Raw genomic sequence first — 11896 nt, forward strand, 5'->3', positions numbered from 1 at the left:
CTCAGAACCAGCCCCCTGCCGATGATCGCCCCCGACCGCTATCCCCGACTTTCACGTATCCACGTCCCGGCCGATCTGCGCCAGTTCGACGAGTCCGAACTGCCCGCCATCGCCGAGGAGCTGCGCGGCTACCTGATCGAGTCGGTCGGCAAGAGCGGCGGGCATTTCGGCGCGGGCCTGGGCGTGATCGAACTGACAGTCGCCCTGCACTACCTGTTCGACACCCCGCGCGACCGCCTGGTGTGGGACGTCGGCCACCAGACCTACCCGCACAAGATCCTGACCGGCCGCCGCGACAGCATCCACACGGTGAAGCAGAAGGACGGCGTGGCGCCGTTCCCGAAGCGCGAGGAAAGCGAGTACGACACCTTCGGCGTCGGCCATTCGTCCACCTCGATCTCCGCCGCGCTCGGCATGGCCATCGCGCTGCAGCAGCAGGGCGACGATCGCAAGGTGGTCGCCGTGATCGGTGATGGCGCGATGACGGCCGGCATGGCCTTCGAGGCGCTGAACCACGCCGGCGGCATGGAGCCGGAACCGAACCTGCTGGTGATCCTCAACGACAACCAGATGTCGATCTCCGAGAACGTCGGCGGTCTGACCAAGATGCTGGGCCGGATGAGCAGCAGCCGCACGCTCAATGCCCTGCGCGAAGGCGGCAAGAAACTGCTGGGCGACAAGAAGAAGCCACCGGCGCGCTTCATGCGCCGCTGGGAAGAGCACTGGAAGGGCATGTTCGTACCGTCCACGCTGTTCGAACAAATGGGCTTCCACTACACCGGCCCGATCGACGGTCACGATGTCGAGGCGCTGGTCGGCGCGCTGAAGACGCTGAAGACCCTCAAGGGCCCGCAGCTGCTCCACGTCCTGACCACCAAAGGCAAGGGCTACGAGTTGGCTGAAGGCGACCAGATCGGCTACCACGCCGTGGGTCCCTTCGATCCGGAAAAAGGCTTGGTCAGCAAGGGCGGCGCGAAGAAGCCGAGCTACACGGACATCTTCAGCGACTGGCTGTGCGACATGGCCACCGCCGAGCCGAAGCTGCTCGGCATCACGCCGGCGATGCGCGAAGGCTCCGGCCTGGTGCGTTTCAGCAAGGAGTATCCGGAGCGCTACTTCGATGTCGCCATCGCCGAGCAGCATGCGGTGACGCTGGCCGCGGGCATGGCCTGCGAGGGCAGCAAGCCGGTGGTCGCGATCTATTCGACCTTCCTGCAGCGCGGTTACGACCAGCTGGTGCACGACGTCGCGATCCAGCAGCTCGACGTGCTGTTCGCCATCGACCGTGGCGGCGTGGTCGGGCCGGATGGCGCCACGCACGCCGGCAATCTGGATCTGAGCTACCTGCGCTGCGTGCCGCACATGGTGGTGATGGCGCCGGCGGACGAGAACGAATGCCGTCAGATGCTCAGCACCGGCTACCATTTCGAAGGTCCGGCTGCGGTGCGTTACCCGCGCGGCACCGGTCCAGGCGTGGCGCTGCAGTCCACGCTCGACACGCTGCCGATCGGCAAGGCCGACCTGCGCGTGCGCGGCAACCGCGTGGCGCTGCTCGCCTTCGGCTCCACCGTCGCCGCCGCCGAACAGGTGGGACGCGAGTTGGGCCTCAGCGTAGTGAACATGCGCTTCGTGAAGCCGCTGGACCGCGACCTGATCCTCGATCTGGCGAAGACGCACCAAGGCTTCGTCACCATCGAGGACAACGTGGTGATGGGCGGCGCGGGCTCCGGCGTCGCCGAACTGCTCAATGCCGAGGGCGTGTCGCTGCCGGTGCTGCACTTGGGCCTGCCGGACGAGTTCCAGCATCACGCCAGCCGTGAGGACCTGCTGGCCGAGGCCGGTATCGATGCGGCCGGTATCCGTGCCAGCGTGCTGAAGCGCTGGCCTGCACTGGCGGCCACGCAGCCGCCGATGACCGCTGCTGGCTGAGTCGGCGATCCCGGCGCCGGATCACTCCGGCGCTTCCACCTCGTATCCCTTCGCCTGCAGCGCGGCCAGGTAGCCATCCGGCTTGACCAGCTGCCACACCGACAGCGTGGCGAAGGTGATCCGGTTCTTCTGCAGTGCACCCTCCACGACCTCCATCCAGCGCGCCTGCATGCGCGCCTCGATATCGGAGATCCCGCGCTTGCGGGCCGTCTCGGTGTTGAACCACGCCGTCGCACAGGCCTGCTGCCAATCTTGGCGCGAGCCCGACCGCAGTGCTGTCCAGTCGCCGACGGCCCAAGCATTGGCACGCGCCGCGACCTGCGGGAGATCGCGCTCGATGACGTCGAGCGTCTTGCCGAAGCAGACCAGGTCTTCGGGTTTGAGGGCTTCCTTGCGGAAGTCCGCCAGCGCCTCGCGCGGATCCTCCAGCTTGATCTTCAGCAGCGTCGGCGTGCGCTTCATCTTGCGCTGCTTGAGCACCGCATCGATGACGGGATCGATGACACCACCCTCGCGCAGGCCTGAGTCCGACAAGGCTTCGGCGTAGAGCTGGTAGGCCGCGATCAGCGGCCGCTTCTTTTCGATGCCGCCGTCGCGACGCGCGTAACGCTGCTTAAGCACGCTCCAGCGGGCGTAGAGATCGGCAGGCAGGACGTCCTGTAGCTTCTGGCCGTCCGGATTCTTGGACGCCTTCAGGGCGGACGGCAGCAGGGTGAGCCCGCGGAAGAAACCGACATCGGCATCGACGTTGATGCCCGGCGATGCGAGGACTTCATCGGCGAGCTGCAGCACCTGGTCGACTTCGTCCGAACGCCAGGTGATGTTCTTCGGCAACGGCGACTGGGTGCCCAGGATATAAAGCAGATGGTCGCCGCGGCGCACCTTCCAAAGCCCGGGACCGGGCTGGACGCCGGCGACGACGACCGCATCCATGTCGATCACGCCTTCTTGCGCCGTCGGCGCTGATGCGTTTTCCGGCGCCTCCTGCGCATCCGCAGGGGCCGACCAGGCCAGCAGCGACAACCACAGCATTCCGTAGAACGACAGACGCATCCCGGCGACTCCATGCGGAAGAGTCGCGAGTGTGCCTGCGGGAAACCGTGGCGGCGCGCCGCGTGGCGCTGCCGGGGGGACTTCGTTCAGGCGACCTTACCGCCCGCTTCGCGCAACCGGTGGGCGACGTCGCTGCCGCTCTGCATCAGCTCGAATCCCTTCCAGCTGAATCCCGGCGACACCGAACAGTCGACCAGCGTGAATTCGCCCAGCGAGCGCGCGCTCTGCCAGACGCCCGCCGGCACGACCTGGTTCGATTGCCCGCCCCGCGCGGAGGTGTCCAGTTGCACGCGCGTCAGCGTGCGCTGGTCGGGATCGAACATCGACAGCTCCATGGCGCTGCCGTCGTGCCAGTCCCAGACCTCGGTCGCGTCGACGCGATGCCAGCGGGTCACCACGCCCTCCGGCAACAGGAACTTGATGGCGGTCAACGCGGGACGCTCGATGCCGTTGACCTCGGTGCGCTTGGCCGACTCGTAGACGCGGCGGAAGTAACCGCCTTCCGGATGCGGCGCCAACTCCAGGTCGCGGATCAACGCATCGGTCATCGAGGGCATGGACGGTCCTGCAGGCGGTGGCCGGGATCCGTCATCGCCAGCGGCGCACGACGGGCACAAAAAAGCCCACGCGTCGGCGCAGGCTTGATGTCGAACCGCGATTGGTCGGGACGGCCGGATTTGAACCGACGACCCTCTGCCCCCCAGGCAGATGCGCTACCAGGCTGCGCTACGCCCCGAATCTCGCGGATCGGCCCGCCTTTCGACGGGTCGCGCATTATAGCCGGAATTCCTCGGCGACTCCCAGCAGGAGCGCCGTCGAACATCACCGGCGCAGCAACTGCAGGATTTCTTCCAGCTCCATCCGCACTTGGCGCACGATCTGCGCGCTCATCGCGGACTCCTGCTTGGCGCCCTCACCTTCGAGGCGCAGGCGCGCACCGCCGATGGTGTAGCCCTGTTCGTACAGCAGGCCGCGGATCTGGCGCACCATCAGCACGTCATGGCGCTGGTAGTAGCGACGGTTGCCGCGGCGCTTGGCGGGTTCCAGGCTGGGGAACTCGGTCTCCCAGTACCGCAGCACGTGCGGCTTCACGTCGCACAGCTCGCTCACCTCACCGATGGTGAAGTAGCGCTTGGCCGGAATCGGCGGAAGCTCGCGGTTACTGCCCGGATCCAGCATACGTTTCCACCCGCTCCTTGAGTTTCTGGCCTGGCCTGAAGGTCACTACCGTCCGTGCCGAGATCGGGATCTCCTCACCCGTCTTCGGATTGCGGCCTGGGCGCTGGTTCTTGCGGCGCAGGTCGAAATTGCCGAACCCCGACAGCTTCACCTGCCGGCCCTGTTCCAGGGCCTCGCGCAGCACGTCGAAGTACGCGTCGACGAATTCCTTCGCCTCGCGCTTGTTCAGGCCGACCTCGTCGAACAGACGCTCGGCCATCTCCGCCTTCGTCAATGCCATGGATTACTGCGTCCCCATTGCGGCCGTCACCGGCCTCGCCACTGCCTTCATACCGTTCATCCGCGGATCCTGGCGCCATGCGCTTCGTCGATCGCGGCCACGACGGCCGCCACTACCTGCGCCACGTCGCCTTCAGTGAGAGTGCGTGAGTTGTCCTGCAAAATCAAGCCCATAGCGAGACTCTTTTGACCGGATTCGACCCCCTGCCCGACGTAGCGGTCGAACAGCTGGACATCGCGCAGCAGCGGGCCGGCGGCGCGCCTGACCGTCGCGGCGAGGTCGGCCCACGACACGTCTTCCGCCACGACGAACGCGAGGTCCCGACGGACGGACGGATACCGCGACAGCTCCGCCGCACGCGACAGCGTGCGGGCGGTCAGGGGCGCCAGGTCCAGTTCGAACGCCACGACCTCGGCGTCGAGATCCAGCTGTCGCTGCAGGCGCGGATGCAGCTGGCCGATCCAGCCGATCGCGGTACCGTCGCGGTAGATGTCGGCCGAACGGCCCGGATGGCCATGCGCGGCCTGCGAGGGACGGAACTCGAGGGTCGCGCCCGCCAGCGCAGCGACGCTCTCCAGGTCGCCCTTGAGATCGTGGAAATCGGCCTTGCGTGTGGGCAGACCCCATTGCTCGGCCGCCGCATCGCCAGTGATCGCGGCGGCGATGCGCAGCGACTCGGCAGGCGCATCGCCGGCTTGCGCCGGTGCCTGGAACACGTTGCCGATCTCGAACAGGCGTACGCGGCCGGCCTGGCGCGCCGCATTGCGCTGCAACGCCGCCACCACGCCGGGCAGCAGGCGGGTACGCATGATCGCCAGTTCGGCGCTGAGCGGATTCGCCAGCGGAACGGCCCCGTCGCCGGCGCCCCACTGCGCCAGCCAGTGCGCGTCGACGAAGGCGAAGTTCACCGTCTCGAAGTAATCGCGTGCCGCCAGCTGCCGACGCACGACGCCGTCCTCGACCCGCGTTTCGCTGGGCGCGGCGACACGGGTCGCCCCGCCCGGCAGCGTGGTCGGCACGCGGTCGTAGCCGTGGATGCGCGCCAGCTCCTCGATCAGGTCTTCCTCGATGGCGATGTCGAAGCGCCGGCTCGGCGCGACCACGCTCCAGCCCTCGGCGACCACGGCCGCCTGCAGGCCGAGCGCGCGCAGGATGCGCTCGACTTCCGCATCCGGGATATCGACGCCCAGCACGCGCGCGATGCGTGCGCGCCGCAGCAGGATGGCGGTCGGCTTGGGCAGGTGTTCCGCATGCTCGACCACCGTCGTCGGACCGGGCGTTCCGCCGGCGACCTCGAGGATCAGGCGGGTGGCGTATTCCACCGCGATGCGCGGCAGTTCCGGGTCGACGCCGCGCTCGAAGCGATGGCCGGCGTCGGTATGCAGGCCGAGCTTGCGGCTGCGGCCGATGATGGCCGACGGAATCCAGTGCGCGGCTTCGAGGAAGACATTACGCGTGGTGTCGGTGACGCGGGTATCGAGCCCACCCATGATCCCGCCGAGCGCGACGGCGCGCGCCGCGCGGCCATCACGTCCATCGGAGACCACCAGGAACTCGTCGTCGAGCGCCACGGTACGGCCGTCCAGCAGCGCGACGGTTTCGTCCTTGCGCGCCGAACGCACGACGATGCCGCCCTCCAGCGCGTCCTTGTCGAAGGCGTGCATCGGCTGGCCGAGCTCCAGCATCACGTACTGGGTCACGTCGACCAGGAAGCTGATCGGGCGCACGCCGCTGCGGCGCAGGCGCTCGATCATCCACACCGGCGACGGTGCCGTGGCGTCGACGCCCTCGATCACGCGTCCGGCGAAGCGAGGCACGCGCGCGCCGGCCTCCAGTTCGACACTCACCGCCGACAAGCTCTGCGCCGGCACGGGCGTGGCGTCGAAAGGCTTGACTTCACTGCCCAGCGAGGCCGCGACGTCATAGGCGATGCCGCGCACGCTGAAGCAGTCGGCGCGGTTCGGTGTCAGCTTGATCTCGATGCTGGCATCGGGAAGTTGCAGGTAGTCGGCCACGGGCGTGCCGACCGGCGCGTTGGCCGGCAACTCAAGCAGACCGGAAGCATCGGCGTCGATGCCGAGTTCCTTGGCCGAACACAGCATGCCGTTGGACTCCACCCCGCGCAGCTTGGCCGCCTTGATGGCGATGCCGCCGACGTTCGCGCCGACCATCGCCAGCGGCGCCAGCAGGCCCGGGCGCGCGTTCGGCGCGCCGCAGACGATCTGCAGCAGACCACCCTGACCGGCATCCACCTGGCAGACCTGGAGACGGTCGGCCTCGGGATGCTTGGCGCATTCGACGATGCGCGCTACCACCACGTTCGCCAGTCCATCGCCCAGCGCAGTGACCTCCTCGACCTCCAGGCCGATGGCGGTCAGCGTCGCGGACAGTTCGTCGCGGGTGGCCTGGGTGGGGACATGACTGCGCAGCCAGTTTTCAGAGAACTTCATCGTTCGTGATCCGTAGGGCGGGCCTTGGCCCGCCGTCGTCATGGGTCAGGTGTCGTGATACCGCGAGGCCTTACGCGAACTGCTTCAGGAACCGCACGTCGTTCTCGAAGAACGCGCGCAGGTCGTTGACGCCGTAGCGCAGCATCGCGAAACGCTCCACGCCAAGGCCGAACGCGAAGCCGGTGTAGCGCTCCGGATCGATGCCGCAGTTGCGCAGCACGTTCGGATGCACCATGCCGCAACCCAGCACTTCCAGCCAACGCGTGCTGCCATCGGGCTGCTGCCAGGCGATGTCGACTTCCGCACCCGGTTCCACGAACGGGAAATAGCTGGGGCGGAAGCGCATCTCGAAGTCGCGCTCGAAGAACGCACGCACGAATTCGGCCAGCGTGCCCTTGAGGTCGGCGAAGGTCGAGTGCTCGTCCACCAGCAGGCCCTCCACCTGGTGGAACATCGGCGAATGGGTCTGGTCGCTGTCGCTACGGTAGACCTTACCTGCGGCGATCATGCGCAGCGGCGGCTGGTGCATGTCCATGTAGCGCACCTGCACACCCGAGGTGTGCGTGCGCAGCAGGCGGCCGTCGCCGAAGTAGAACGTGTCGTGCATGGCGCGCGCCGGATGGTGCGGCGGGAAATTCAGCGCCTCGAAATTGTGCTGGTCGTCCTCGATTTCCGGACCGTCGGCCAGTTCGTAGCCCAGGCGACCGAAGATGTCGGCGATACGCTCCAGCGTGCGGCTGATCGGATGCAGGCCGCCGCGCGTACCGTTGCGGCCCGGCAGCGTCACGTCGATGGTCTCGCCTGCCAGACGCGCGTCGAGCGCGGCGTCCTCGAGCACGGACTTGCGCATCGACAAGGCCTCGCCGATCGCATCGCGCGCGCGGTTGATGGCTTCGCCGGCGGCCTTGCGCTGGTCGGCAGGCAATGCCCCCAGTTGCTTCAGCTGCGTGGTGATGCTGCCGCTCTTGCCGAGCAGCGCGACACGCAACTGTTCCACCACGTCGGGCGATTGCGCGGCGGCGATGTCGGCCAGTGCCTGCGTGGACAGGGATTCGATTTCGCTCATTTCTTGATCGGGCCTCGTGTCGTCATCCCGGCGAAAGCCGGGATCCATTCTGCCGTAGCATCTGCTTCGCGTTTGGCGGCCTTGCGCGCGAAGATCAAGATGGATTCCGGCATTTGCCGGAATGACGGCAACCCACAAAAAACAATGGGGAAGGACTCGCGCCCTTCCCCACGTGTTCCCGGCGGTGGACTGCCGGAGTGCTTTACGGTGGAGACGCGGCTTACGCCGCGAGTGCGCCCTTCGCCTTCTCGGCCAGGGCCGCAAAACCGACCGCGTCGTGCACGGCGATGTCCGCCAGCACCTTGCGGTCCAGGGTGATGCCGGACTTCAGCAGGCCATTCATGAAACGGCTGTAGCTGAGACCGTTCAGACGGGCCGCCGCGTTGATACGCGTGATCCACAGCGAACGGAAATTGCGCTTCTTCTGCTTGCGGCCGATGTAGGCGTACTGACCCGCCTTGATCACCGCCTGCTTGGCGACGCGGAACACCTTGCGACGGGCGTTGTAGTAGCCCTTGGCGAGGTGGAGAACTTTCTTGTGACGGCGACGCGCCGTCACGCCACGCTTAACTCGTGCCATGTCTCAGTCCTCAGAGGTAGGGAAGCATGCGGTTCAGACGGCCGCTGTCTTCGGCGCGAATGATGTTCGTCGCACGAAGGCCGCGCTTACGCTTGGTCGCTTTCTTGGTGAGGATGTGGCTACGGTTGGCGTGGCCAGCCTTGAACTTGCCGGATGCGGTCTTGCGAAAACGCTTCGCCGCCGCCCGGTGGGTCTTGATCTTGGGCATTGCTATGTCCTTGACGGTTTATGTCACTGATCCGGGCGGCGCCTTTCAATGCTTTGCGGCTTCGCCACGAAGATTGAAAGGCCACTCTTTCCATCCATGCCCATATCGGCTTGTAAGTCGTTGATTCCGTAACGGAACCTGCGACGGGTCCATCGGCTGCGAACAGCCTCCCGGCGTACCGGGCCGCGCATTATGCCCGCTGCCGAATTTTCTTGCAAATCCGGCAACTTAGCCCCGCCGCCATAGCGGAAACGAGAAAGGCGCCTTGCGGCGCCCTCCCGTCGACCCTGCGCCCGAGGGCGGCCGGGATCACTTCTTCTTCGGCGCGATCATCATGACCATCTGGCGGCCTTCGAGGCGCGGCCGGGACTCGATGACGATCTCGTCGCCCAGTTCGGCCTCGATGCGCGCGGCCATCTCGCGACCCAGCTCCTGGTGGCTCATTTCGCGGCCACGGAAGCGGATGTTGACCTTGACCTTGTCGCCCTCTTCCAGGAAGCGGCGGATGTTGCGCATCTTGATCTGGTAGTCGCCCTCGTCGGTGACGGGGCGGAACTTGAGTTCCTTGATCTCGACCTGCTTCTGCTTCTTCTTGGCCTCGTTGGCCTTCTTCTGCATTTCGAACTTGAACTTGCCGAAGTCCATGATCTTGCAGACGGGCGGCTCGGCGTTGGGCTGGATCTCGACCAGATCCAAGCCTTCGTCCTCCGCCTTAGCCAGGGCTTCGTCGCGCGTGAGCACGCCGATCATCTCGCCATCGGAACCGATCACGCGCACCCGCGGCACGCGGATTTCGTGATTCTTTCGGTTTTGCTTGTTGTCAGGGATGCTGATGTTGCAGTCTCCAGGGAGGGGTGCGCCGGCCCGCCAGGGACCGGAACCAATTATTGCGCGGCGTGCTCGTTCCGCAAACGTTCGGCGAAGGCGGCAACGGACATGCTGCCGAGATCTTCCCCCGAACGCGTACGCACGGCGATGGCGCCATTCTCCTTCTCGCGGTCGCCGACCACCAGCAGGTATGGCACCCGCTGCAGCGTGTGCTCGCGAATCTTATAGCCGATCTTCTCGTTCCGCAAATCGGCCGCCACCCGGAAGCCTTGATTTGCAAGGGTTTTCCGGACTTCGGCCACATAATCGGCCTGGGCGTCGGTGATATTCATCACCACGGCCTGCTGGGGGGCCAGCCAGGACGGGAATGCACCAGCATGGTGCTCGATCAGGATACCGATGAACCGCTCCATCGAGCCCACGATGGCCCGGTGCAGCATGACCGGGTGCTGGCGCTGGCTGTTCTCGTCCACGTATTCGGCGCCCAGGCGGCCCGGCATCATGAAATCGACCTGCATCGTGCCCAGCTGCCAGGTCCGGCCGATGGCGTCCTTCAGGTGGTACTCGATCTTCGGGCCGTAGAAGGCACCCTCGCCCGGAAGCTCCTGCCATTCAACGCCACAACTGCGCAACGCGGCGCGCAGGGCGGCCTCGGCCTTGTCCCAGGTGGCGTCGTCGCCCAGGCGCGATTCCGGGCGCAGGGCGATCTTGATCTGGATGTCCTCGAAGCCGAAGTCCGCGTAGACCTTCAGCGCCTGCTGGTGGAACGCGGTGACCTCGGCCTCGATCTGGTCTTCCGTGCAGAAGATGTGGCCGTCGTCCTGGGTGAAGCCGCGCACGCGCAGGATGCCGTGCAGCGCGCCCGACGGCTCGTTGCGATGGCAGGCGCCGAACTCGCCGTAGCGGATCGGCAGGTCGCGGTAGCTGTGCAGGCCCTGGTTGAACACCTGCACGTGGCCCGGGCAGTTCATCGGCTTGACCGCGTAGGTGCGGTTCTCCGACTCGCTGAAGAACATGTTTTCCTTGTAGTTGTCCCAGTGGCCGGACTTCTTCCAGAGGGCGACGTCGAGGATCTGCGGGCAGCGCACTTCCTGGTAGCCGCTGTCGCGGTAGACCTTGCGCATGTACTGCTCGACCACCTGCCAGATGGCCCAACCCTTCGGGTGCCAGAACACCAGGCCCGGCGCCTCTTCCTGCAGGTGGAACAGCTCCTGCTGCTTGCCGATCTTGCGGTGGTCGCGCTTCTCCGCTTCCTCGATGCGCTGGATATAGGCTTCCAGTTGCTTCTTGTCCGCCCAGGCCGTGCCGTAGATGCGCTGCAGTTGCTCGTTCTTGGCGTCGCCACGCCAGTAGGCGCCGGAGATGCGCGTCAGCTTGAACGCCTTCAGGAAGCGCGTGTTCGGTACGTGCGGGCCGCGGCACATGTCCACGTATTCCTGGTGGTAGTACAGGCCCATCGCGGTGACGTCCGGGCCCATGTCGTCGATCAGGCGCAGCTTGTAGTCCTCGCCACGCGACGTGAACACCTCCACGACCTCGGCGCGCGGCGTCATCTTCTTGATGACGTCGTAGTCCTGTGCGATCAGTTCCTGCATGCGATGCTCGACCGCCGCCAGGTCCTCCGGCGTGAACGGGCGCTCGCTGTAGATGTCGTAATAGAAACCTTCGGCGATGACCGGGCCGATGACCATCTTCACGTCCGGGTACAGCTGCTTCACCGCATGGCCGACCAGGTGGGCGCAGGAGTGGCGGATGATCTCCACGCCCTCCTCGTCCTTCGGCGTGATGATGCGCAGCGAGGCGTCATGGTCGATGACGTCGCTGGCGTCGACCAGCACGCCGTCGACCGCGCCAGCGACCGTGGCCTTGGCCAGGCCGGCGCCGATGGACTGCGCGACTTCCATGACGGAGACGGGGTTGTCGAACTCGCGGCGGCTGCCGTCGGGGAGCGTGATGGTGATCATCGGATGCGGACTCGATCTGGAGGGGTGCCGGCGCACGGGGCGGCCAGGCGGAAGGACGGACATGAAAAAAGCGCCACGAGGGCGCCTACGGGATGCAGTGCCTCGGGCAGTACCAGATTCAGGCGGTGGTAGTGCTCATGTCGCACGCTCGGCCGGCGTTGCCGCGGGCCACCTCGTGATGAAGATGGCGCATCGGGCTGGCCCCAGAAGTCCGGAATCCACGCTGTGGAAGCGTGGTGGGCGGTACAGGGTTCGAACCTGTGACCCCTACCATGTCAAGGTAGTGCTCTACCGCTGAGCTAACCGCCCGGTCTGCCCTTTGCAGGGGCGCGAATTCTAGCCCGGAAGCGGGGTCGCCG

11 protein-coding genes and 2 tRNA genes are annotated in these 11896 nt (G+C 66.3%); 1 reads left to right on the plus strand and 12 read right to left on the minus strand.

Annotated elements, in window-relative coordinates; all coding sequences use genetic code 11:
- Positions 1-21 precede the first annotated feature (21 nt).
- Complete coding sequence (gene dxs / locus AC04MD_RS09560; RefSeq protein WP_475497060.1) at positions 22-1929, plus strand: 1-deoxy-D-xylulose-5-phosphate synthase; 1908 nt, start codon at positions 22-24, stop codon at positions 1927-1929.
- Between the two features lie 21 nt (positions 1930-1950).
- On the opposite strand, the gene AC04MD_RS09565 is transcribed toward dxs, so the two are convergent.
- The 12 genes from AC04MD_RS09565 to AC04MD_RS09620 form a co-directional block, all read right to left on the minus strand.
- A complete protein-coding gene (locus AC04MD_RS09565) occupies positions 1951-2982 on the minus strand; it encodes a TraB/GumN family protein (protein WP_475497061.1) in 1032 nt (343 codons plus the stop codon).
- Between the two features lie 86 nt (positions 2983-3068).
- Positions 3069-3539 (minus strand): cupin domain-containing protein, encoded by a 471-nt coding sequence (locus AC04MD_RS09570; protein WP_475497062.1) that lies wholly within the window; start codon positions 3537-3539, stop codon positions 3069-3071.
- A 102-nt stretch (positions 3540-3641) separates the two neighbouring features.
- Positions 3642-3718: transfer RNA gene (locus AC04MD_RS09575), tRNA-Pro, on the minus strand.
- 86 nt (positions 3719-3804) lie between these two features.
- Entirely contained in the window at positions 3805-4161 is a 357-nt protein-coding gene (locus AC04MD_RS09580; protein WP_055936060.1) for a MerR family transcriptional regulator, read from the minus strand.
- A complete protein-coding gene (locus AC04MD_RS09585; protein ID WP_055936063.1) occupies positions 4142-4441 on the minus strand; it encodes an integration host factor subunit alpha in 300 nt (99 codons plus the stop codon). The genes AC04MD_RS09580 and AC04MD_RS09585 overlap by 20 nt, the downstream gene beginning before the upstream one ends.
- Positions 4442-4497: 56 nt before the next feature.
- Positions 4498-6891, minus strand: a complete 2394-nt coding sequence (gene pheT / locus AC04MD_RS09590) for a phenylalanine--tRNA ligase subunit beta (RefSeq protein ID WP_475497063.1) — start codon at positions 6889-6891, stop codon at positions 4498-4500.
- Positions 6892-6961: 70 nt separating this feature from the next.
- A complete protein-coding gene (pheS, locus tag AC04MD_RS09595) occupies positions 6962-7957 on the minus strand; it encodes a phenylalanine--tRNA ligase subunit alpha (RefSeq protein WP_475497064.1) in 996 nt (331 codons plus the stop codon).
- 220 nt (positions 7958-8177) lie between these two features.
- Positions 8178-8537, minus strand: coding sequence for a 50S ribosomal protein L20 (gene rplT / locus AC04MD_RS09600; protein ID WP_334178254.1), 360 nt, complete (start codon positions 8535-8537; stop codon positions 8178-8180).
- Between the two features lie 10 nt (positions 8538-8547).
- Positions 8548-8745: a 50S ribosomal protein L35 gene (gene rpmI / locus AC04MD_RS09605; RefSeq protein WP_014160066.1), complete on the minus strand. Its 198-nt coding sequence runs from the start codon at positions 8743-8745 to the stop codon at positions 8548-8550.
- Positions 8746-9054: 309 nt separating this feature from the next.
- On the minus strand, positions 9055-9579 hold the full coding sequence (gene infC / locus AC04MD_RS09610) for a translation initiation factor IF-3 (RefSeq protein WP_475497675.1): 525 nt from the start codon (positions 9577-9579) through the stop codon (positions 9055-9057).
- Positions 9580-9629: 50 nt separating this feature from the next.
- Positions 9630-11537, minus strand: coding sequence for a threonine--tRNA ligase (gene thrS, locus AC04MD_RS09615; RefSeq protein ID WP_475497065.1), 1908 nt, complete (start codon positions 11535-11537; stop codon positions 9630-9632).
- A gap of 234 nt (positions 11538-11771) precedes the next feature.
- Positions 11772-11846 (minus strand) — tRNA-Val (locus tag AC04MD_RS09620).
- Between the last annotated feature and the right edge of the window lie 50 nt (positions 11847-11896).

It is taken from the genome of Pseudoxanthomonas sp. LjRoot206, from assembly GCF_056175725.1.